Below are 22,530 nucleotides of genomic sequence, written 5' to 3'. Positions count from 1 at the left end.
AGCGGTCAGCCCCCTGTGCGGCCGTGGTCGAATACGCGTGCGCTGCTGACGATGTCGAGCATGACCTCGGACGCACCGCCGGAGATGGTCATGCCGGGCGCCTCGCGGAAGGCCGCCTCCAGCACCGGGTTGCCGGGCTCGAGCAGGTCGAGGCCGAGGGTGTCGAACGCCCACCACGCGATGCGCTGGGCGGTCTCGCTACAGTGCCACTTCGCGAACGACGACTCCGCGATGTCGGCGTTGCCTTCCTGCAGGTTCTGCATCACTTGACAACTCAGCAGCCCGCTCGCCTCGATCCGGGTCCGGTGCCGGGCCAGGTCGGCGCCGACGAGGCCGGTCAGCGTGCCGTCCGCGGTGAGCCGCTCGGTGGCCACGTCCAGCCAATGTTTGCCGCGCGCATAGTAATCCAGCCCGGTTCGTTCCGCGGCGAACATCTGGGTGATCAGCGACCAGCCCGCGCCGACCGCGCCGAACAGCGCGTCCTCGTCCACATGGACATCGGTGAACCAGATGTCGTGGAACTGCTCGTTGGCCAGGCTGGGCAGCGGCCGGACGACGACGCCCGGCGCGTCCAGCGGCACCAAGAACAGGCTGATCGCCTCATAGGGGCTGCCTTGCGGGTCCGTCCGTACCGCGCAGAGCGCGAAGTCGGCGTAGGCGCTCTTGAGGTTGTAGGTCTTGCGCCCGTTGATGATCCAGCCGGTGTCGTCGCGCACCGCCGTGGTGGTGATGCCGGCCAGATCGGATCCGTGGTCCGGTTCGGTGAACAGGATGCACGCGGTCAGATCGGCACCGGCCATGGCGGGCAACAGCGTCTGCCGCTGCCGCTCGCTGCCCGCGGCGAGGATCAGCGACCCGACGTTCAGCACCGATATGCAGTACAGGTTCTGTGGAACCCGGTGCGCGACCAGCTTTTCCAGCAGCGTCACGGTCGCCGTGAAATCCGCTGCGCGGCCGCCGTACTCGACCGGCCACGCGGGCGCGAGAATGCCCGCGCGCCCGAGGTGCCGATACAGCTCGCGGGGATCGCCGTCCATGCCGTCGCGCCGCTGTGCGATCTCCGCCAGCAGCCGCGCGGTCTGCGGTGCGCGCAGCACCTCGTCGACCTCGGCGGCGAACTCGACGGTCTCCGGTGGCACATCGAAATCCATCTCAGGAGCTCCTCGTCGGTAGCTGGGGCCGCGGTTGCCGGCTCGCCGCGTGCACGGCCCGGATGACCTCGGCGTGGTTCTCGTTGAGGAAGAAGTGCCCGCCCGGCAGCACGGAAAGCCGGAATTCCCCGGCGGTTTGGTCCGCCCAGGGCCGCATCGTGGCGGGCGGCACCTCGGCGTCGCTGTCCCCGCACCAGGCGGAGATCGGGCAGGCCAGCGGCGGTCCCGGCCGGCACCGGTAGCGCTCGATCATGCCGAAATCCGCACGCATCATGGGCATCAGCACGTCCAGCAGGTCCTGGTGTTCGAAGATCGCGGGCTCCGCGGCGCCGTATTCGCGCAGCATCTGGATGAATTCGGGTCGCGGCAGGTCGCTGACCGGACTCAGCGGGCGCACGATAGTCGGCGCGGGACGGCCGGTGACGAACAGCTGCCGCACCGGGCGCACGCGGCCGCTGAGCCGCCTGCTCACCTCGAACGCGAGGATGGCGCCCATGCTGTGCCCGAACAACAGCACCTCGGTGGGTTCGGCCGCGATCACCTCGGCGAGCTCGTCCGCGAGCAGGCCGAGGTCGGTGGCGGGCGGCTCGCTCATCCGCACGCCGCGGCCGGGCAGGAGCACCGGCACCAGCTCGACCGATCCGGTAAAGCCGGGTGCCCAGTCGGCGTAATAGGCCGAGGAGCCGCCCGCGAACGGGAAGCAGTACAGGCTGTGCGTCGCACCGGCGGAACGGAATCGGTTGTCGAACCACAGTCGCGCGTCGCTGCGGCCGTTCACCGCGCGGTCACTTTCCGCGGGGTCAGGCGCACCGGCACGCGCTTGTAACCGGGCACGAAGTGCGAGGCGACATGCTCTACGTCACCGGCGATTTCGACCGTGTCGACCAGGTCCAGCAGTTCGTCGATGAAGATCTCCAAACCCACCTTGGCCAGGCCCGCGCCGATGCAGTAGTGCGGTCCGACCCCGAACGCGACGTGCCGATTCGGGCGGCGACCGGGATCGAAGGTGTAGGGGTCACGGAAGACTCGCTCGTCCCGGTTCGCCGAACCGAGCCAAGCGCTGACCGGCTCACCGGCCTTGATCGTCTGCCCGTGCATCTGCACATCCTTTGTGGCATAACGCATCAGCGCGGTCACCGGCGACGCCCAGCGCAGCAGCTCCTGCAGGCAGGTCGCGCGCAGCTGCGGATTCTCGCGCACCGCCTGGAATTTCGCCGGATGCTCGGCCATCAGCGTGAACAGGGTGCCGAGTGCGTGCGGCGTCGTGACGTTCGCGCCGATGAGCAGCACGAAACAGTTCAGCACCGCCTGCCGCTCCGACAGCGGGCCCTCGGTCAGGTTCATCGCGCGCAGCGTGCCGATCACGTCGGGATCGTCGTCGTCGCGGCTGCGGCGGGCGAACTCGTCGCGGAAGAATTCGAACAGCTCGTGCCGCGCCTGGCGCACCGTCGACTGCGCGGTGCCGGTCGAATAGGCCGGATCGTCGTAGGCGATCGTCATCATGACCAGCTCGGCCAGCCGCTCCCATGAATCGGGGTGCAGTCCCATGAGCGTGCCGGTGACGGCCATCGGGAACATCATGGCCGGTTTGGCCATGTCGTACACGTCCGCCTCGAGCCCGGCGAGGATCGTCTCCCTGGCCAGGTCGCGCAGCAACTTCTCCTGTCCGGCAACGACACTCGGGCTGAACGCCTTGTTCAGCGGCACCCGGAGTTCGCCGTGCCGCGGCGGATCGGTGTCGGCCAACATGTCGTCGGTGGCGACGTCCGGGGTGTTCAGGTCGAGCACACAGAGGATGGTGCCGCGCCGGGAGGAGAACTCGGCATGGCTGCGCAGCACCCGGCTGACGTCCTCGTGCCTGGTCACCACCCAAAACGGTTCGCGGCCGCCGCCGGGCTCGGCGCGATAGACCGGTCGATGATCGCGCAGATGCGCCCACACCGCGTGCATGTCCGTCGCGGCGTGAAAGGCGGAATCGAGCAGGTCCGGATCCTGGAACTGCACCGGGCAGAACGGCGGCGTGGAGATGATCATCGGCCGGGCCTCTCAGAGTCGATGCGGACTCGCCGCTCCCACAGGTATTCGTAGAACGGCAGGTGGTGCTCGTAGTAGCGGCGCAGCACGGGATCGGTGTCGATGGTCCGGTCGTAGCGCGTCTGCTCGCGCCGCACCGTCGAGCTGGCGCTGACGCCGCTGTGCCAGCGCGCGGACTGGCGCCACTCCGGTCGCTCCCCCGGCTGCCAGCTCAGCATGCCGGCGTGGAAGGGCAGGCCGACCGCCGCGCAGTAGGCGCGTGCGGTCCGCTCCGGCTGGTCGACGAAGTCCTCGGAGTCCAGGATCACCGGATCGTCACCGGCCGCGACGGCCGCCTCGTAGATTCGATGCAGATACTCGACGCCGACCTCGTGCAACTCCATCTGCGGCCGCAACGCCGCGTACGAAGGAATGATCTCCGCCGGATCGCGCAGCAAGAAGGTGTGCCGCACGCTCTTCAGGAAGTCCTGCCGATCGAAGATCAGGTCGTACCGGCAGTCGGTGGTGTCCTTGAAGAACATCTTCCGCTGCCCGGACAGGTCGAGCATGGCGTCGATCAGATCCGCGGTGGACCGCACCACGACGTCGCCGACCTCGGTGTGGCCGTCGTTGGCGATGTTGCAGAACGGTTCGTGCAGCAGGCACAGGTCGTCGCGTTCCAGCAGCATCCGGAAGAAGACGGTGGAGCGGGACCGGGGTGCGCTCCACAGGGCCAGGATCGGGCTGGTCATCGCGCCTCCACCGACTCGATCTCGGCGAGCAACCAGTCGACGATGAACCCGGCCACGTCGACGCCGGTCGCGTCGATGGCGCCGTGGAACTCCGGGGTGTGGTTCACCTCGTTCGCGTACAGGCGCTCGTCCTGGTCGATCAGCAGGTCGACGCCGAGGAAGCCGCCGCCGACCGCGTGCGCCGCCGCCACCGCCAGCTCGGTGAGCTCCGGGGTGATCGGGCAGGGTGTCGCGATGCCGCCGATGGCGGTGTTGGTGCGCCAATCGTCGACCGCGTTCTTGTAGATGGCGCAGACCACTCGATCGCCCGCGACGTAGGACTTGATGTCACGGCCCGGTTTGTCGATGTGCTCTTGCAGAAAGAACACGTGCTGCTGTGGATTCGGCAGGGCCGCACGGTGTTCCAGGATGGCCCGGCCGTGTTCGTCATCGTGGATCCGCGCGGTGAGGTGACCCCACGAGCCGGTGACCGGCTTGGCGACCACGGGATAGCCGAGCTTGGGCATTGCGGCCAAGGCGGATTCGGTGCCCCAGGCGACCGCCGCCTGCGGAATCGGCAGTCCCCCAGCGTGAAACGCCAGCGCGGTGCGGAGCTTGTCGCCGCAGACCTCGAGGGTGGCCGGGCGATTGAACGTGGGCACGCCCAGCATGGTGAGTGTCGACGCGACCGAGGCCGCGCGGCCGTGGCCCACCTCGCGCATCAGCGCCGCGCGGTATGGCGGCCTGCCGTCGGCCAGCAGCACGGTCAGCTTGCGCGGGTCGAGGTGTTCGTAGCGCAGACCGCGCCGCCGGAACGATTCGAGGATGAGTTTCTCCTCCCGCCGGATACGCGACGCGACAACGGCTATCGGCAGGTCGGTGGTGTTCACGGGCGCCCCTCTCGATTCCGGACCGTCACCACGTCCGCCGCGTGCTCGAGCTGATCGAGGGCTCGCGCCAGGCGGCGGGTGAGTTCGGTGCTGTGCCTGCGCAGTTCGTCGAAGCGGTGGCGATCCCAGACCCGGGAGTGCGCGCCGGTCATCCGCACGCCGGTCCAGCCGTGCGCGACCGCGTCGACCCCGGCGGCGGCCTCGGCGAGTTCGTGGATCTTCCAGCGGATCGCCTGGCGGCGCAGGAATTCCGCGTGCAGGCCGGCTTGGGCCTGGATGTTCCAGCTGATCACGTACAGCTCGCTCAGCGCCTCGGCGGCGGGTTCGGAGCCGGGCGTGAGCGCGCACAGTTCGCCGAGGTAGCGGCGCAGGCCAGGAAGTCCGGTCTGGATGTCGCCGGTGGAGTCCTGCCGAAACCGGGTTACGTTGGCCCGGAGCACATTTCCGAGCCAGTCGAGATCGGTCTCCGGAACCGGGCCGCGCATGGCGGCGCGCAGCCAGCGCCGGTCGCTGGGGCTGGCGCTGAAGAACACGTCGGAGTCGTCGGCCGGGTTGAGCGACCCCCAGCTCGCCAGGAAGTCGGCGATCGGGATCGGTCCCTGGAACGCGGGTGGCTGTGCGTCGGAGACGAATACCTCGGTGTCGGTGATGCCGTAGACGACCAGCAGGTGGGCGGCGTGCACGTCGTGGAAGGCGGGACGGAACGGCAGCCAGTAGTTGTCCACCGCCGCGATGAGCAGCACGCCCGCGGCGAGGGCCGCGCGCAATTCGTCGAGGGAGTCGTCTTCGGCGCGGTGCCAGGACGATTCGAACGGATGGAAGAGCGCGAGCCGTCCGGCCAGCGAGTCGGGCTCGGCGAGGAAGTAGTACTCCTCGAAGGTCCAGGCGCCGGGGCGGCGGCGGAATTCCCATGGCGCGCCCAGCACGGTGACCGGATCATGACCGTCGTGCAGCAGCACGGTCGCGAAGGTCGCGTGCAGGCAGCTGCCGAGATCACGCGTCCAGAGCTCGATTGCCTTTGCCGGGCCGGTCATTTCGGCGCGCCGTTCGTGGACCGCCCCGCGCTGCCGGTGAGCAGGGTGAGGGCGAAGATGTGCATGGCGACCAGCCGAGGTAACCGCAACGCGTGCGCGGTGCCGCGCCGGGGCAGGCCGACCCGGGTCAGCCACATGGTGGTGGGCAGGCCGTGCTGGACGTGGTGCGGGTAGTGCATGCGCGTGGTGCGGAACGCGGACAGCTCGCCGAATGCCGGTGTGCCGTCGAGGAAATCGGAGATGCCCACGGGCAGCGGGTCGGCGTGGCCGTCGTCGTAGTACGCCCAGAGCGTGTCCTCGCTGCGCCGTTCCGACGCGGCGAGCAGATAGACCCAGTCGTATTGCCCCGGTGGCAGATCGATGATCTGACCCTCGCAACGCACGTTGTCGCCTTCGGGATGGGCGTTCGCCCAGGCGAAGGGGATGCCGGCCACCTCGATCTGCGCGCCGGGCGCCGGAAGTTCCTCGGCGGGAAAGGAATTCCCCCAGGCGTTCAGCCGTCCGCGGTCGAGATCGGTGGTGCCGGTGGTGGCCCGGTTGTTGAGCAGGTCGTCGAGGTCGATCAGGCAGAATTCCGGTCGTGCGGGCCCGGCGGGTAGCCGGCGCACGAGGCGGTCGACCGTGGTGTCGGTCGTGGACAACTGGCTCATGGAACCTCCGGTCAGTGCATCGAGCTGTGCGTGCGTCCCAGCACTTCCGCGGGGTCGGGCACTAGGTTGAAATCGACGATCAAGGTGTCGCGCCAGCCGGACAGACCCGGATCCATCGCCCGGATCTCGCTGACCCCGTGCTCCATCGTCGTGTCGGACAGCATCAGGACTTCCAGGGGTTCGGTCATGGTCACGGCGTACTCCGCGTCGGGCAGGCCGCGCCGGAACACCTGGTTCTCGCCGCCGACGCATTGGTGCCTGCCGATCAGATGGATCGACACATACGCGTGGCCGTCGGAGTGCCTGCCCTCCGGCGCTGGGTCCGCGCCCTGGTGCGGGTCGGCGATCACGCGGATGAAGTGGACGCCCAGTTCCCAGTCGTGCGTCCCGGCCACCCGGTTGACGAAAACGACCGACTCGCGCAGGATCTCGGCGAACTCGAGGCTGGCGAACGACGCCTCGGACAGCGGCTCGAACACCCGCAGCTGCCCGCCGAACACCGGGTTGACCGCCTTGCTCTGGAAGAACTGCGAGCCGCGCAACGGTTCCAGGGTGCCGTCGCGATGCGCGAGCACCCGGCCGTATCGGCGATTGCGGCGACACCGGGCGGAGTCGAGATAGGCGTCCGGGACCAGGTCGTCCCAGGCCGCCGCGAACTGTTTCCAGCCGGGCCCCTCGGTGCGCACCCGCAACCGGCCGTGCGCCCAGCCGTGCCGGGTGAAATCGTCCGTGCGCGGACTGCCGAGCGCCGTTGCGCCGGCCACGACCGCGTGCTCGAATGCCCGGTCGGAGTCGTCCATCAGTGGTTCCCCTCGGCGATTCAACGTGGATTCAACGTGCACGAAGGCCGGTCGACCCAGAGTCTTGCGTCGCACCCGCGGCTATCCGGGGCAGCGACCTGTGTCGACGGCAATCTCTACACAAAGGGCCCACAGTCTTTCTACGCAAGATACTACAAACTATATCGATGCCTTGTCGAGTGGCGCTCCCGGCAGCCGCGGCAGTCGAGCTCTCTAACAGGGACTTTGGCGAAAGCGAAACGTTCTCGGGGGCGAATGTAGACACTGCGGTATTTACAGAGTCTGCGCGCCCATGGCCGGGCCCGGGACGGGCGTATCGCGCGTCCCGGGACCCGGTCGGATCGCGGCGGCGAGATTGTCGCCGCCGCGATCAGCCTCAGCCGACCGGTTCGGTCACCGGGGCTGGTACCGGTACCTCCAGCACCTCGGCCGGCACCGAGCTACCGTTGGCGTCCGCCGCGGGCGTCGGTTCGCCCTCGACGACCGTCTCCGCGCGCTCCGGCGCTCCCCCGACCTCGGTGGCCAGCAGTTCGGCCAGCGCACGGACGGTCGGGTTGCTCCAGAGGATCGTCGGCGGCAGGTCCACCCCGAAGCACCGGTGCAGCCGCACCCGCAGGGCGACCGTGAGCACCGAGTCGACGCCGAGCTCGAGCAGCGGCCGGTCGATCGCGATATCGTCCGGAGCCAGGTTGAGCTCGGCCGCCACCTGCTCGTGTGTCTCCGCCAGCACCAGCCCGGTCAGCTCGTCGGCGGGCACGGTGGTCCAGTCCACCGCGCCACCGCCCGCGCTTTCCGCGCCCGTCTCGGTGGCCGAGAGGTGGGCGAAGATCGGCAGGGTGTGGTCGGGCATGACCCGCATGACCGCGACATACGGCAGGCCGAACCGGTCCGCGTAGCTCCAGCTGCGCAGCGCCTCGGTGACCGTGATGCCGCCGAGCCCGCGCGACTCGGCCTCCAGAATCGTTGTCTTGCCGGTGGTTTCGCCCATGCCGCGGCCGATCCACTGGGCCCACGCGATGCTGTTCGCGCCGGACTCGCCCTGCGCGCGCCGCAGCGCGGCCAGCCCGTCCAGGAACGAGTTGGCCGCCGCGTAACTGACCTGGCCGGTGAGCCGGGCCAGCTGGCCGCAGGAGGAGAACATGGTGAAGAAGTCCAGCGTGCCCGCGGGGAACAGGCGATGCAGGACCATCGCGCCGTCCACCTTCGGACCCATCGTGGTGTCCAGGTTCGTCGGACGGGTCTTCTCCACCAGCGCGTCGGACACCACACCGGCGCAGTGCACGATGCCGCGCACCGGCGGCAGGTCCAGCGTGCCGGGGTCGAGCGCCGCGGCCGTCGCCGCGGCATCCGAGATGTCCAGGCGCAGAACCCGTATCGTGGCTCCGGCCGCCTCGAGGGCGACCACCTCCGCGACTTGCGCGGCGACCGCCGGATCCGGCACCGAGTCCCATGCCGACCGCGGCGGCAGACCGCGGCGGCCGATCAGCACGAGCCGGCGGGCGCCCCGCTCGACCAGATGCCGGGCCGCCTCCAGACCGAGTGCGCCGAGACCGCCGGTGATCAGGTAGGTCCCGTTCGGCCGGCAGTCCACCGCCTCGTGCTCGGCCGGACGCTCGATCTTGCGCAGCCTGGCCGCGAACACGCCGTCGGCGGTCACCGACAGCACGTCCTCGGTGGGCGGCAGTGCACCGATCAGCGCCGCCACCGACTCGGGTGCGGCGTCCTCGGCGATATCGATGACACCGCCCCACACGTCGGGACGCTCGCCCGCGACGATCCGGCCCGCACCCCACAGCGGTGCGTGCGACAACGAGGCTTCGGCGCCGCCGTCACGTACACCTTCGGTGAGCACCCAGACCGCGGGCCTGCGCTGCGCGTCCGCGATCGCGGCCACCCGCTGCACGGCGTCGACGAGCGTCTCCGCACAGCGGCGAGCCGCCAGCTCGGGCGTCTCCCCCGGCAGCAGCGCTTGCGGCGCAACGATAACGGCGTCACCCGCGGCCAGCAGGCCGTCGCCGATCGCGGCCGGATCCGCCACCGCCCGCGCGGTCACGCCACGCACGGCGAGCGCTTCGGTCAGCGCGGGCCAGCCGGACGGCCTGCCGATCAGCAACGCCTGCTGTGGAACTCGCGCGTCGGCCCGCACTTCCACCGGCTCCCAAGCCATTTCGTGCACCAGCTGGCGCGGGCCGACGGCGCCGGAGCCGATGTCCTGCACCTTCACGTAGCGCAATCCCTGTGCCTCACACACCACCTCGCCGCTCTCGTCGGCGACCACCATGTTGATGGTGTCGGGCGTGCGCGGGTCGCGGGTGGTGTGCACGAAGATGCGGCCCGGCGGGTCGCCGCGGAAGGCCAGCGATTCGAGGTGCGACGAGGTGCGCAGCACCGACGAGTCCTCGGCCATCACCAGCACGCCGCTGGCGGTGAGCGCCGCGTCGATCACCGCGGTCCAGCTGGACGGGTGCAGCTTCGGCGTGTGGTCGACGGTCACGGTGGCGAGTTGCTCCTCGTCGCCGCGGACCAATTCCTCGACCACCCAGGGGAAGGTGTAGCCGTCCACGCCCATCGCGCGGAAGATCCCGTCCACCTTCGACCAGGTCCAGGAGACCGGGCAGCGAGCGCGGATCACGTCCGGGTCTTCCAGCCGGGTCGTGCCGACCACCGGTGCGCGGACCACCGTCGCCGTGGTGTGCGTCAGCCATTCGTCGTCGTGGCCGACGCTGTCCTCGTCGCGTTTGATCCGGCTGGCCAGGCGGACCTTGTCCTGCTCCAGGACCACCTGCACCACCCGTGGCGGATGCGCGGCCAGCGGCGTGCGGAACACGATGTCGCGCAACCCACACGCCGGTTCGCCGTCGGCCGTGGCGGCGCCGATGAACGAGTTCAGCACGACCGACGCGGGCACCGTCTCCACGCCGACGACCTTGTGCGACTGCACGTATGGCCGGTTGGACATGTCCAGCTCGGTCTGCCAGACCCGCTGCACCGGAGCGCTCGCGACGGTGGTGTGCCCGCCGACCAGGGTGTGCGTGTCCGGATCGTGGCCGCGGCCCGCGCCACGCTCCGGCGGCGTGTCCGGGAAGATCCAGAACGGCCGGTGCTGCCAGCGCACGCCGGGGACGTCCACCAATTCGCCGGTGTAGGACCAGGTCACCGGGCAGCCGACGCTGTGCAGGCGGGCCAGGTTGGCCAGTACCGTGCGTTGCTCCGGCTGGTCCTTGCGCAGCGTGATCGCCACTTGAACATCGGAAATACCCGCGTCCAGGGCGGTTTCGGTGATCGAGTGCGCCACCACCGGATGCGAGGAGACCTCGACGAACACCCGGGCGCCGTCGTCGAGCGCGGCGCGGACCGCCTGCTCGAAGCGCACCGGATCGGACAGGTTGGTGACCCAGTACTTGCCCTCGCGCAGCGCGTCGGAACGCGGGTCGGCCAGGGCGGTGCTGTACAGCGACACCTGCGCGGCAGCGGCGTGCAGTTCGTCGGCGGCCGCCCCCACCTGGTCCAGCACCGCGCGCACGTGCGGACTGTGGAAGGCGACGTCGCTGTTCACCCGCCGGGCCTGAATGCCCTCGGCCGCCAGCTCGGCGACCAGCGCGTCCACCGCGTCGATGTCACCGGAGACCACCGTGGACAGCGGGCTGGCAGCGATCGCGGCGACCACGCCGTCGCGCCCGGTGACCCGTTGTTCGACGTCGTCGAAGGCCATCGGCACCATCGCCATCGCCCCGCGGCCGGCGATCTGCTCGAGTGCGCGGGCCCGGCGGCAGGCGAATCGGGCCGCCTCCGTGCGATCCAGGCTCCCGGCCACCGTCGCGGCGGCGATCTCACCGACCGAGTGCCCGATCACCGCACCAGGGCGCAGGCCGAGCTCCGACCATAGCTCGGCCAATGCCACCTGCATCGCGAAGGTCATTGCCTGCGTGCGGGTTACCGTCCACGGCCCGCCCGCCTCTATGGCCTCGCGCGGGGTCCAGCCCAGCTCTTCTTTGAAGATCGGCGCGAGTTCGTCGATGACATGGGCGAACGCCGACTCGGTTTCGAGCAGCTCCTGCCCCATCCCGGACCACTGCGAGCCGTGCCCGGAGAACACCCACACCGGCCCGGCGGCACCGCTGTCGCCGAAAGTGTTTGCCGCCCATGTGGTCATGGTCGGCGAGCCCTCGGCATCGGCCAGCGCGTCCAGGCCGGCGAGGAGTTCCTCGGCGCTGCCTGCCACCACCGCGGCGCGGCGCGCCAGGTGCGAGCGGCGGCCGGACAGGGTGTGCGCCAGCGAATCCAGATCGACATCGGGGTTGGCGCGCACCCATTCGGCCGTCGCCCCCGCCAGCCCGCGCACGCCCGCTTCGGACACCGCGGACACCGGGAACACCCACGGCCGGGTGGCGCGATCGCGACGGCGGCCGGTCGCCGCACCCGGCTCCGCCGGCGGCTCCTGCAACACGACGTGCGAAATCGACCCACCCACACCGTAACTGGAAACCCCGGCCCGCCGGCCGTGCCGACCGGCCGGCCACGCGGTCGGCTCGCCGACCAGCCGCATCCCGTTGGTCGCCAGATTCAGCTCCGGATCGACCTCCTCGTGCGGGCTGGCCGGCAGCTCACCGTGCCGCATGGCCAGCAGCACCTTGATCACCCCGGCGATACCCGAAGCCGCCTCGACATGACCGACATTCGGCTTGAGTGTGCCGATCAGCAGCGGGTCGTCGCTGTCCCGGCCCGCGCCGAAGACGCTGCCCATGGCACCGGCCTCGGCGGAGTCGCCGAGCCGGGTGCCGGTGCCGTGCGCCTCGACGTATTGCACTGTGCGCGGCTCGATTCCGGCCCGCTGGTAGATCTCCTGGAACATCCGGCGCTGACCGTCGCCGCTGGGCGCCATCATCCCGTCGGAGCGGCCGTCCTGAAACGCGCCGCTGGCCAGCACCACCCCGTGCACCCGATCCCCGTCGCGCACCGCGTCACCGAGCCGCTTGAGCACGACGACGCCGCCGCCCTCGCCGCGCCCGTAACCGTCGGCCGCCTTGTCGAACGCCTTGCTGCGCCCGTCCGGCGCGGTCGCCGAGGCCGCGTCGAGCGCGACCACCAGGGCGGGCGAGGCCATGATGTTGATGCCGCCGACGATCGCCACGCCGGTCTCCCCGCTGCGCAGGCTCTGGCAGGCCACGTGCAGGGCGGTCAGCGAACCCGCGCACGCGGCGTCCACCGCCATGCTCGGGCCGTGGGTGTCGAGGAAGTAGGAGATCCGATTGGCGATGCCGTAGAAGGTGGTTCCGTTCACCGCCCAGGCGCCCGTGCGGCTCAGGTCCTCCAGCAGCCTGCGGCCGTAGTCGTTGGAGTTCGCCGCCACGTAGACCCCGGCGTCGGTGCCGGACAACGACATCGGCGGCAAGCCCGCGTCACACAGTGCCTCCCAGGCCAATTCGAGCATGATCCGCTGCTGCGGGTCGATGTACTCGGCCTCGCGCGGCGTGATCTGGAAGAACTCGGCGTCGAAGCCCTCGATGTCGCGCATGAACGAGCCCTTGCGGGTGGTCTTGCGCAGGATGGCTCGGGTCTGCGGGTCGATCTCGTAGGGATCCCAACGGCGGGAGGGCATTTCGCCCACCGCGCTGCGCCCGGCCCGCAGGTGTTCCCACAACTGGCCCGGCGTGTCTAGATCGGGGGCGAACCGGCAGCTCATGCCGATCACCGCGAGCGGCTCCTCGGTCGGATGCGGGGTCACAGTCGAAGTCTGGCCGTTGTCAGTCAAGGCGCACGCCTCCCTCATTGTCCATTGCGCGGCGCAGGCTCAGCGGACGCATGTCGGTCCATACCTCGGCGATGTGTGCCAGGCAGTCGTCCTTCGGGCCGGCGAAACCTTCGGCGGCCCAACCGTCCGGGACGTCCCGCCCGTCGGGCCAGATTGAGTACTGGTCCTCGTGGTTGCGCACCACGAGATACGTGCGCTCGTCCGTGGTCACTGTTACTCCCATCGATCTAGAACGCCCAGGCCGTCGCCGCCGCGCGATGGCGGCGGCTAGGTCTCGGCGCGTCCTCCCGGTCGGTCTTGCGGATGTCGTTGCTGGACAAGGTCGTTCGGTCAGCGGGCGGTGAAGCCGCCGTCGACCACCAGTTCGGTGCCGGTGACGCCGCCGGAGTGCGGACCGGCCAGCCAGAGGCAGGCCGCCGACACCTCGGCCGCGGTGACCAGCCGGCCGATCGGATGCAGGGCGGCGGAACTGCGCTCGTAGTCCTGCAATTGCGCGCCCATGCCCTCGGCGACCGCGCGCGTGCTGCGGGTGCCGAGTGCGGAGTTGTCGGCAACGGTGCTGGGGCACACCGCGTTCGCGCGCACGCCGTTGCGGCCGTATTCCAGCGCGATCGCTTTGGTCAGCCCGATCACGCCGTGCTTGGCGGCGACGTAGTTGGCGTACATCTCGAAGGCGACCCGGCCGCCGGTGGACGAGGTGTTCACGATCCGGCCGCCGCCCTGTTCGACCATGTGCGGCAATACCGCTCGGCAGCAGCGCCAGGTGCCGCCGAGGTTGACGTCGAGGGCGAGTTGCCACTGCTGCTCGGTCAGCTCGTGCACGCGGCGACCGCCGGGGCCGAGCATGCCCGCGTTGTTCAGCAGCACGTCGATCCGGCCGAACTCGTCGATCCCGGCCGCCGTCGCCTTGTCCACGGCGGCTTGGTCACGAACGTCGGCCACCGCGGTCACCACCCGGCTGCCCAGCCTGCGGCAGGATTCCGCGGTCTCCTCCAGATCGCGCCTGCTCGACATCGGATAGGGTCCGGCGTCCGGTTCGCAGTGATCGACCAGGATCAGGTCCGCGCCCTCGCCGGCGAAGAGCAACGCGTGCGAACGGCCCAGTGCGCGCGCGGCGCCGGTGATCATGGCGACATTCCCGTCGAGCAGCATCAGGCCTCCAGCGAATATGTTCGGTCGTGCGGTCCCGGTCCAGCCAAAGCCGTTGGGCGGTTTACGGTTTCGGTTGCCGGCGCGGGTAGCTGCCGGGCCAGGCGAGGCAGCGTCAGCGCGAGGACGTCGATCGCGCGGTACAGGTCGCTGAGCGCGATGTGTTCGTCGATCGTGTGATCCAGGTGGGCGTCACCCGGTCCGTAGGCGGCCATCGGCACGCCCCACGGGTCGAGTGTGTTCATGTCCGAACTGCCTGCTTTGAGCTTCAGCGTCGGCCGCACGCCCCTGGACGCGATCGCGGCGCGCAGCTGGCTGACCACCGGATCGGCCCGCGGGCGGGTCACGCCGGGCACCCGTTCGTCCACCCAGATCCGGCTGTGCGGAAGGCTTTTGGCGAAGCGTTCGAGTGCGGCGAAGTCGAAGCCGGGTGGCACCCGGCAGGTCAGGAAGGCCTCGGCGCGGGCGAGGTCGCCGCGCAGCCAGGTGAGGGTGCCGGTGGCGACGCCGAACGCGATCGGGTCGGCTCCGGGCGAGAGGCCACGCAGGTAGCCCTGCACCTCCGACGCGAACCGGACGGCCCATTCGACCGCGGTGGGTTCCGGGCTGCTGGTGTGCAGCGGCGGCTGCTGCATTTCGTAGCCGATGCCGGTTCGGCCCTTGTAGCCCAGGCAGATACCGTCCCAGCCGCTCGGTTCGCCGATCACCACCGCCGCGGGTTTCGGGACCGTGGCCATCACGTGCAGAGCGCCGCGGCCGCCGGCCACCTCCTCGCCGACCGCGCCCACCACGTGCACCCGCACGTCGCTGCTGCGTGCGGCGGCGCAAATCATCGCCACCATGGCGCCTTTGGCGTCCACCGCACCGCGGCCGTAGAGCAGATCGCCGATCTGGCAGACCGGTACCCGGCCGGGGACGGTATCGATGTGCCCGAGCAGCATCACGGTGGGGGCGGTGCTCGGCCCGATCACGCCGTGCACGTTGCCGACCTCGTCGACGTGGGCGTCGAACCCCAGCGCGGTCAGCTGTTCGGCGAGGAAGCCGGCCACCGGCAACTCCTCGCCGGACACCGACGGGATGCCGACCGCGGCGCGCAGCAACCAGGCCGGATAGTCGCCCTGCAGGTCGAGCGGCCGAACGGGGCGCGAGCGGGCGGTAACGGGGCGTGGATCACTCATGCGGCACTTCCTTCACGCACCCAGGTGCCGCCGCCGGCCAAGGCCTGGTGGATCGGCCGAACATGGTGAGCGGAGGCGATACTCACCCGCGCGACGGTCCGGCTGGCCCGCAGCCCCGCCCGGACCTTGTGCCGCATCCGGCCGCGCACGACGTCGCCGGTCAGGTGTTGCGGGCCGACCTCGACGATTCGGCTGGCCGGGTCGGTGGGGTCGGACAGCACGCCGCACACGTCGGTGAGCAGGACGAGCGCCGAGGCGTTCAGTGCCGCGGCGAGCCGGGCCGCGACCTCGTCGGCATCGACATTGAGCAGATTGCCGTCGGTGTCGCTGGCCGGCGGCGAAACCACGGGGACATCGCCGCGCGCCAGCAGCACGCGCAGCAGGCTGGGGTCGACACGGTCGATCCGGCCGGACTGGTCGTCCCGGATCAGCGTGGTCCGGCCGGCCCGCAGCGAACGGATCGCGGGTTTGCGGGATGCGGTGATCAGTGCGCCGTCCGCGCCGCTGAGCCCGATCGCGGGCGCGCCGCGCGCGCGTAGTCCGCTGACCAGTTGGGGTTTCACCTGTCCGAGCAGGGTGAGGGTGAGGACCGCGAGCATGCGCGAATCGGTGCGTCGGCTGCGCGTTCCGTCCGGCGACTCGATCACTTCGCGCGGCACCCCGAGCTGGTCGGCGAGACGATCGGCGGCGACGCCGCCTCCGTGCACGAGCACCACCGGCTGCCCGGCCGCGGCCAGCTCGGCCACCTCGTCGAGCACTGGTTCCGGGTCCGCGCCGCCACCGATCTTGACCACGATCAGCGCGTCCCGCACCAGGCCCGGCGTGTTCCGGCCGTGTTCTTGTCGCTGCGCCGTCATGTCCCGCTCCCTCCGCTCAGGCAGGATGCAGGCCGGGGAATCCCAGACCCGCGTCCTCGGCCAAGCCGCTGGCAACGTTCAGGCTCTGCACGCCGCCACCCGCCGCACCCTTGACCAAGTTGTCCAGGGCGGCGACCAGCACGATCCGGCCACCGTCCGGGTCCACGGCGCAGCCGATATCGACAAAGTTGCTGCCGGACAAGAACTGTGGATCCGGCATCCGATGCACGCCGCGGCCGCGCGCCACCACCCGGACGAACGGGCGGTCGCGGTAGGCCCGCTGCAGAACCCGCAAGACCTCTTGCCGAGTGACCGGCCGCGGCGGCGTGACATGACAGACCACCTGCACGCCACGCACCGCGGGGACGGCCGTGACGGTCATCCGCGCCCGCACCCCGGCGAGCTCGGCGATCTCCGCCTCGTGCCGGTGTCCGGCCGGGCGGTAGACCCGGAAGGCCTGGCCGCGCTCGGCGTGATGGGACGCCGGCGTGGGCTCGGCGCCGGAACCCGATGAGCCGGTCCGCGCGTCCACCACCACGTCACCGGACACCAGCCCCGCGCGCTGTACCGGCTCCAGGGCCAGGATGACGGCCGTCGCCATGCAGCCGGGAACGCTGATCCGGGTGGCGCCGGCCAACTCGTCGGCGAAGAGTTCCGGCAGCCCGGTCCGGTACGCGACACCCGACGCCGACCGGGCGCCTGCCCGGAAGTCCGGGCTCAGATCCACGATCGTCTCCGCGCGCTCGCCGACACCGGCCTCCAGCTCTGCGGCGGCGCCCATCGACACCGCCAGAAAGGCGACACTCACTCGATCGAGCTCCGGCGGCGCGTGGAAGGTCAGCCCGAGGTGATGCAGATTCGGGTGCACCTCCGACACCGGCCTGCCCGCATACCGGCGCGAGATGGCTTGCACCAGCTCCAATTCCGGATGTCCGTGCACCAACCGGAGCAGTTCGCCACCGGTGTAGCCGGCCGCGCCGACGACGCTCACCTTCACTACTCGCCCCAGTCCTCTTCGACCTCGGGCGCCAACGCCAAGACGACGGGTCCGGTCGCCACTACCTCGAGCTCGCTCGTGCAGTGTTGACAGATCACGATCTCGGCAACCAGCAGGTCATTGGACAGTTCCACCGAATCCCGGCACTCGGGACACTCCGCACTTACTGCGGTAGTCATGGGTTGCCTCCCGTAGATTGTGTGACTACTGTCTATATTCACACTGCAAAAACTAACACATACTTCACGTCAACACACCCCAGATCGCACAGCCAAAGGGACACGGAAAACCTGACGTGACCACGGGGCAGGCACTGGCAGAAGCGATCGCAGAGTATTCGAGTCGACGACTCGGTTCGGCTGCCTCATCGCGGAATAGACAGGGAGACAAGGGCGGTGGAGATCGAGCTGGCCGGTCGCGGGAACCGGGATGAACAGGCCGTCGGCGGCGCAAAAACCCGACAACTTTCGTATGCCGACTGTGTAGAGTCTGCATGCACATGCGGTATGTTCCGCGGCAGTGAAGTGGTCTCCGCCCATGCCTGACACCGGCCTTGCGCTACTCGGCGGACCGCGCGCCGTCCCCAAGGACACCGCGGGCGGCGACTGGCCGATCGTGACCGCGGCGGACGAACAGGCCGTGCTCCGCGTGCTCCGCAGCGGCAAGCTCAACGCCGCCACCCCCGCGGAACCCGAGGTCGGCGAACTGGAAAACGCCTGGGCCGACGCCACCGGAACCCGGCACTGCGTCGCCGTCGCCTCCGGCACCGCCGCCCTGCACCTGGCCCTGCGCGGCCGCGGCATCGGACCCGGCGACGAGGTGATCGTCCCGGCGCTGACCATGAACGCCACCGCCCACGCCGTCTACGCGGCCGGCGGCACCGCCGTCTTCGCCGACGTCGAACCCGAGACCTACACCCTCGATCCGCGCTCGGCCGCCCACGCCGCGGGACCACGCACCAAAGCCCTGCTGCCGGTGCACCTGCACGGCCTCCCGGCGGATATGCCCGCACTGCGCAAGCTGGCCGATCGCCTCGGCATCCCGGTTGTGGAGGACGCCGCCCAGGCACACGGCGCGGAACTCGGCGGCCGCCGCGTCGGCGCGCTCGGCGCCGCGGGCTGTTTCAGCCTGCACCCGCACAAGAACCTGCCGACCTGCGGCGAGGGCGGCCTGATCACCACCGACGATGACGACCTGCACGAACAGTTGGTCCGGCTGCGCAACTTCGGCGAACTGACACCGTCCGGCGCCCGCACCTATATCGCCCACCAGACGGCGCTCAACGCCCGGATAGCGCCGGTCGCCGCGGCATTCACCCTGTCCCAGCTGACCCGCTTCGAGGACGCCGCCCGGCAGCGCGAGCCACACATTCGCGCCTTCCTCAACCGGCTGGCCCAACTGCCCGGACTGCGCGTCCCCAGCGTCCCGCCCGGCCGCACCCATGCCTGGCACATCCTGCGCCTGATGCCCGACCCCGCCGCGTTCGGCCTCGGACCCGAACACCGGACCGGTCTGCGCGCCGCCCTGCACCGGGTGCTGCGGGCCGAGGGCGTTCCGGTCTCGCAGTATCAGGTCGTCCCGCTGCCCGCGCACCCCGCGTTCCGCCGAGCAGGTCTGTCCGAGTCGGCCGCACTGGACGAGGTCGCCGAGCGTTTCCCGGTCACCGCCGCCGTCGTCGACGGATCCCTCTGCCTGCAGCGCCGCCACCTCGATCCCGCCGCGGGCCCACTGCTCCAGCGCTATGCCGACGCGTTCGAAAAGGCTTGGCAGAACCTGGATCTCATCCGCCGAATGGCCGGTTCCCGCCCCGCGCCCGGCTGGCGCGAAGTGCTCCGCAAGGGCTGACCCACCGACTCGAAGGGAACCCGACATGGCCATGGCCACCACCGGCCCGCCGCATTCCCCCGCCCCGCCCGCGAACGGTGCGGCAGCGGCCGATGCCGCACCGACGCGCGATCCGGCGGCGATGGCGCGACGAATCCGCGAAGACGTGATCCGGATGGCGGGTGGTCCCGAGGGAGCCCACGCGGGCGGCAGCCTTTCCAGCGCCGACCTGATCGCCGTCCTCTACGCCGAATTGCTCCGTCCTGGAGACGCTTTCGTGCTCAGCAAGGGTCATGCGGCACCGGCGCTGTACAGCGCGCTGGCCCAGCTCGGCCGGATCCCGGTCGAGGAGCTGGACACCTACGCCCGCCCGGGTAGCCGCCTGTTCGGCCATCCGCCGGGCGAACTGCCGGGAGTCGAATTCGCCACCGGCTCACTGGGTCACGGTCTGGGCCTGTCGATCGGTCTCGCGCTGGCCGAGCAATTGTCCGGCGGCGACCGTCACGTGTACACCCTGCTCGGCGACGGCGAACTGCAAGAGGGCAGCGTCTGGGAGGCGGCACTGCTGGCCGGGCACCGCAGGCTGCCCGGATTGGTTGCGGCGGTGGACCGCAACGGTTTACAGATCACCGGCCGAACGGAAGAGTGCGTCGGCCTCGAACCACTCGAGGCCAAGTTCACCGCGTTCGGCTGGCAGGTGCGCGGCATCGACGGACACGACTTGTCCGCACTGCGCGAGGCTTTGCGGCCGTCGCCGGACGGCCCGGTCATGGTGATCGCCCGAACCGTGAAAGGGCGTGGCGTGCCCTTCCTGGAAGACCGGGTGGCGGGGCACTACGCCAAACTCAAGCCCGCGCTGGTGCGTCGAGCATTGGCCGCGCTCGCCCGTCCGGCGGGTGGTGCGTCATGACCGGCACACCGATCGTTCCGGAGCTCGGCCCCGATCCCCGCGCGGCCTACCGGGAGGCCCTGCTGGAGCTGGCCGCCGCCGACCCGCGGGTGATCTGCCTCGACTCCGACACCGGCGGCTTGGAGAACACCTTCGGCGCGCAATTCCCCGACCGCTACCTCAATGTCGGCATCGCCGAGGCCAACCTGATGACGGTCGCCGCCGGGCTCGCGCGCCGCGGCTTCATCCCGTATGTGCACACCATGGCCACCTTCGCCACCATGCGCGCGGGTGAGTTCCTCAAGCTCGACATCGTCGGCAACCGGCTACCGGTCCGCGTGATCGCCACCCACGGCGGCGTCTCCGCGGCGCATTTCGGCACCAGCCACTTCGCGCTGGAAGACCTGGCGGTGACCCGCGCCCTGTTCGACCTGGCCATCGTCGTCCCCGGCGACGCGCGTCACATCGCCGCTGCCACCAGGCAATTGCACGCCCTGCCCGGTCCGGCCTACCTGCGCCTCGGCCGCTCGGCCACCCCGGCGCCACCGGGCCCGATGCCCGATCTCGTGCTCGGCCGGGCCAGGGTGCTGCGCGAGGGCGCGGACGTCACCGTCGTGGCGGCAGGCCCGCTGCCCCTGCTTTTCGCCCTCGAAGCGGCCGATGAGCTGGCCGCCGAGGGGATCGGCACGCAGGTCGTCGACCTGCACACCCTGCACCCGCTGGACCGGGACGGCCTGCTGGCCGCCTGTCGCGGCCGCGCAGGCGTCGTCACCGTCGAGGAGCATCGCCCGCAGGGCGGCCTCGGTGACGCGGTCGCCGAGGTGGTGTCGGCCGAATCGGCCGTGCCACTGCGCCGATTGGCGGTCCGCGGGCGTCCCGGCGACCGCGTGCACGACCAGCAGACCGTGTTGCGGGCACATGGCGTGAGTACCGAGGCCGTGCTGGACGCCGCGCGAGAGTTGCTCGCCCGGCGGCCGGACGACCGGAACCACGAACCGAATGATCGACCGATTCAGCAACCGGCGCAGCACAGTGCCGCTGCCCTTTGACGAGGTGATGACGATGGACAGTCCGGCACGGGTCCGCGACGAGGCCCGAATCCGCTATGTGCAGAGCGTATTCCAGCGCGTGCTCCAGTTGAAGCACGAGACCACCCCGGACGACGAGTTCTTCGCCCTCGGCGGCACCTCGCTGACCGCCATCGAGGTGCTCGACCTGATCGAGGCCGAACAGGGGGTGCGCCTGCCGGCCCGGAAGTTCTATCAGGCCACCGCGATCCGCGAACTGGCCGGTGAGCTCCCGCCGACCGCGGCCGACGGAGGTGCGTGAGCATGGCGTCGCGACCTCGTGATCACCTGACGACATCAGTTGCTGGAGGAAGTCCCATGGAGGAACCCACGCTGAAAGCGGTCCCCGCGCCGACGGCCGGTTCGCCGGAACCGGCGGTGGACCGCACGCGAACCATGCCCTCGCTCACCGGGTTGCGCTTCTACGCGGCGATGGCGGTGGTGCTGTGCCACGTCGGGATCAACGTGCTGCCGCGGTTGACCGACTCGCGGCCGGTGATCGGCACGTTCCACGCCATCGGCATCGCCGCGCTGTCGTTCTTCTTCGTGCTGAGCGGGTTCGTGCTGACCTGGGTCACCACCAAAAAGGTTCCGGTGAAACGGTTCTGGCGGCGCCGGTTCTTCCGGGTCTATCCGAACCATCTGGTCACCTTCGCCGCGCTGTGCGTGCTCGCCGCGATCGCCGGGCATGCCCTGTCGGCGCGCGACACGGTGGCCACGTTGTTCCTGGTGCACGCCTGGATTCCGGACCAGCACCTGCTGTACAACCTCTGGTCGAACGCGCCGACCTGGTCGCTGGGCCTGGATCTGCTGTTCTACCTGCTGTTCCCGATCCTGCTGCCGCTGGTGCAGAAGATCCGGCCCGAACGCCTGTGGCCGGCGTTCATCGCGATCTACGCGCTGATCTGGTCGGTGCCGTTCGTGGCGAGGCTGTTGCCCGCCTCGGAGATTCAGCGTGGCACCGGCGTGCCGTGGCTGCAGATGTGGTTCATGACCTTCTTCCCGCCGGTGCGGATGCTGGAGTTCATCCTCGGCATGGTGCTGGCGCAGATCCTGATTCACGGCAAGTGGATTCGCTTCCCGCTGCCGGTGGCGCTCGTGCTGCCGATCCTCGCGGTGTTCGCGCAGGGGGTGCTGCCGCTGCGGTTCGGCGTCGCGGTGCTGCAGGCGCTGCCGATGGCGCTGGTGATCGGTGCCGTCGCGACCGCCGATCTCGGCTCGCGCGCAACGGCATTCGGCGGGCGGAAGATGGTGCTCCTCGGCGAGATCTCCTATTCGATCTACCTGATCCACTGGCTGGTCGTGGCCTACGGTCCGATCGGGCGCACCTCGCCGAGCTGGGGCGGGGATCCGAGTGGAACCTCCTCGTGGCCTTGGGTGATCGCGTTGTCGGTGGTGACGATCGCGGTCAGTATCGGGTTGTCGGTGCTGCTGCATCTGTACGTGGAACGGCCCGCGATGAATCGATGGAGTCGTTCGAGCCGACCGCCACAGAGCGCGCCTACCACCACGGCCCCGCGATAAGGGTTACGGCCCTGCTCGACGATG

20 protein-coding genes are annotated in these 22,530 nt (G+C 70.2%); 5 read left to right on the top strand and 15 right to left on the bottom strand.

The window, feature by feature from the left end:
- Window positions 1-5: 5 nt before the first annotated feature.
- From ACFYO1_RS33930 to lysW, 15 genes are all read right to left on the bottom strand, one after another.
- Window positions 6-1,151, bottom strand: a complete 1,146-nt coding sequence (locus ACFYO1_RS33930; RefSeq protein ID WP_387240255.1) for an acyl-CoA dehydrogenase family protein — start codon at window positions 1,149-1,151, stop codon at window positions 6-8.
- A 1-nt stretch (window position 1,152) separates the two neighbouring features.
- On the bottom strand, window positions 1,153-1,929 hold the full coding sequence (locus tag ACFYO1_RS33925; protein ID WP_387240252.1) for a thioesterase II family protein: 777 nt from the start codon (window positions 1,927-1,929) through the stop codon (window positions 1,153-1,155).
- Window positions 1,926-3,185, bottom strand: coding sequence for a cytochrome P450 (locus ACFYO1_RS33920; protein ID WP_387240249.1), 1,260 nt, complete (start codon window positions 3,183-3,185; stop codon window positions 1,926-1,928). Before ACFYO1_RS33920 ends, ACFYO1_RS33925 begins: the two co-directional genes overlap by 4 nt.
- On the bottom strand, window positions 3,182-3,916 hold the full coding sequence (locus tag ACFYO1_RS33915; RefSeq protein ID WP_387240246.1) for a hypothetical protein: 735 nt from the start codon (window positions 3,914-3,916) through the stop codon (window positions 3,182-3,184). The genes ACFYO1_RS33920 and ACFYO1_RS33915 overlap by 4 nt, the downstream gene beginning before the upstream one ends.
- Window positions 3,913-4,785, bottom strand: a complete 873-nt coding sequence (lysX, locus tag ACFYO1_RS33910) for a lysine biosynthesis protein LysX (protein WP_387240243.1) — start codon at window positions 4,783-4,785, stop codon at window positions 3,913-3,915. Before lysX ends, ACFYO1_RS33915 begins: the two co-directional genes overlap by 4 nt.
- Window positions 4,782-5,819 carry a BtrH N-terminal domain-containing protein gene (locus ACFYO1_RS33905; protein ID WP_387240240.1) on the bottom strand — a complete coding sequence of 346 codons (1,038 nt, stop codon included), beginning with the start codon at window positions 5,817-5,819 and terminating at the stop codon, window positions 4,782-4,784. The genes lysX and ACFYO1_RS33905 overlap by 4 nt, the downstream gene beginning before the upstream one ends.
- On the bottom strand, window positions 5,816-6,469 hold the full coding sequence (locus tag ACFYO1_RS33900) for a hypothetical protein (RefSeq protein ID WP_387240238.1): 654 nt from the start codon (window positions 6,467-6,469) through the stop codon (window positions 5,816-5,818). The genes ACFYO1_RS33905 and ACFYO1_RS33900 overlap by 4 nt, the downstream gene beginning before the upstream one ends.
- Before the next feature lie 11 nt (window positions 6,470-6,480).
- Window positions 6,481-7,269: a 2OG-Fe dioxygenase family protein gene (locus tag ACFYO1_RS33895; RefSeq protein WP_387240235.1), complete on the bottom strand. Its 789-nt coding sequence runs from the start codon at window positions 7,267-7,269 to the stop codon at window positions 6,481-6,483.
- 376 nt (window positions 7,270-7,645) lie between these two features.
- Window positions 7,646-12,994 carry a beta-ketoacyl synthase N-terminal-like domain-containing protein gene (locus ACFYO1_RS33890; RefSeq protein ID WP_387240232.1) on the bottom strand — a complete coding sequence of 1,783 codons (5,349 nt, stop codon included), beginning with the start codon at window positions 12,992-12,994 and terminating at the stop codon, window positions 7,646-7,648.
- Window positions 12,995-13,013: 19 nt separating this feature from the next.
- Window positions 13,014-13,232 carry an MbtH family protein gene (locus ACFYO1_RS33885; RefSeq protein ID WP_387240229.1) on the bottom strand — a complete coding sequence of 73 codons (219 nt, stop codon included), beginning with the start codon at window positions 13,230-13,232 and terminating at the stop codon, window positions 13,014-13,016.
- A gap of 119 nt (window positions 13,233-13,351) precedes the next feature.
- A complete protein-coding gene (locus tag ACFYO1_RS33880) occupies window positions 13,352-14,173 on the bottom strand; it encodes an SDR family oxidoreductase (RefSeq protein ID WP_387240226.1) in 822 nt (273 codons plus the stop codon).
- Window positions 14,173-15,348 (bottom strand): M20/M25/M40 family metallo-hydrolase, encoded by a 1,176-nt coding sequence (locus ACFYO1_RS33875; protein WP_387240223.1) that lies wholly within the window; start codon window positions 15,346-15,348, stop codon window positions 14,173-14,175. Before ACFYO1_RS33875 ends, ACFYO1_RS33880 begins: the two co-directional genes overlap by 1 nt.
- Window positions 15,345-16,205 carry a [LysW]-aminoadipate kinase gene (locus ACFYO1_RS33870; protein ID WP_387240220.1) on the bottom strand — a complete coding sequence of 287 codons (861 nt, stop codon included), beginning with the start codon at window positions 16,203-16,205 and terminating at the stop codon, window positions 15,345-15,347. The genes ACFYO1_RS33875 and ACFYO1_RS33870 overlap by 4 nt, the downstream gene beginning before the upstream one ends.
- A 16-nt stretch (window positions 16,206-16,221) precedes the next feature.
- Window positions 16,222-17,202: an N-acetyl-gamma-glutamyl-phosphate reductase gene (gene argC, locus ACFYO1_RS33865; protein WP_387240216.1), complete on the bottom strand. Its 981-nt coding sequence runs from the start codon at window positions 17,200-17,202 to the stop codon at window positions 16,222-16,224.
- A complete protein-coding gene (gene lysW / locus ACFYO1_RS33860; RefSeq protein ID WP_387240213.1) occupies window positions 17,202-17,381 on the bottom strand; it encodes a lysine biosynthesis protein LysW in 180 nt (59 codons plus the stop codon). Before lysW ends, argC begins: the two co-directional genes overlap by 1 nt.
- A 358-nt stretch (window positions 17,382-17,739) precedes the next feature.
- Here lysW and ACFYO1_RS33855 point away from each other — a divergent pair, with 358 nt between their 5' ends.
- From ACFYO1_RS33855 to ACFYO1_RS33835, 5 genes are read left to right on the top strand one after another with little or no spacing between them, the layout of a single operon-like run.
- Complete coding sequence (locus ACFYO1_RS33855) at window positions 17,740-19,047, top strand: DegT/DnrJ/EryC1/StrS family aminotransferase (protein WP_387240210.1); 1,308 nt, start codon at window positions 17,740-17,742, stop codon at window positions 19,045-19,047.
- A 25-nt stretch (window positions 19,048-19,072) separates the two neighbouring features.
- Window positions 19,073-19,936, top strand: coding sequence for a transketolase (locus tag ACFYO1_RS33850; protein WP_387240207.1), 864 nt, complete (start codon window positions 19,073-19,075; stop codon window positions 19,934-19,936).
- Window positions 19,933-20,964 (top strand): transketolase family protein, encoded by a 1,032-nt coding sequence (locus tag ACFYO1_RS33845; RefSeq protein ID WP_387240204.1) that lies wholly within the window; start codon window positions 19,933-19,935, stop codon window positions 20,962-20,964. Before ACFYO1_RS33850 ends, ACFYO1_RS33845 begins: the two co-directional genes overlap by 4 nt.
- A gap of 13 nt (window positions 20,965-20,977) precedes the next feature.
- Complete coding sequence (locus tag ACFYO1_RS33840) at window positions 20,978-21,244, top strand: acyl carrier protein (RefSeq protein ID WP_387240201.1); 267 nt, start codon at window positions 20,978-20,980, stop codon at window positions 21,242-21,244.
- 56 nt (window positions 21,245-21,300) lie between these two features.
- Window positions 21,301-22,506 carry an acyltransferase family protein gene (locus ACFYO1_RS33835; RefSeq protein ID WP_387240198.1) on the top strand — a complete coding sequence of 402 codons (1,206 nt, stop codon included), beginning with the start codon at window positions 21,301-21,303 and terminating at the stop codon, window positions 22,504-22,506.
- The last annotated feature ends 24 nt before the right edge of the window (window positions 22,507-22,530 follow it).

Source organism: Nocardia sp. NPDC006044 (genome assembly GCF_042871115.1).
GTDB lineage: Bacteria > Actinomycetota > Actinomycetes > Mycobacteriales > Mycobacteriaceae > Nocardia.
This window is presented reverse-complemented; position numbering and strand designations above follow the sequence as displayed.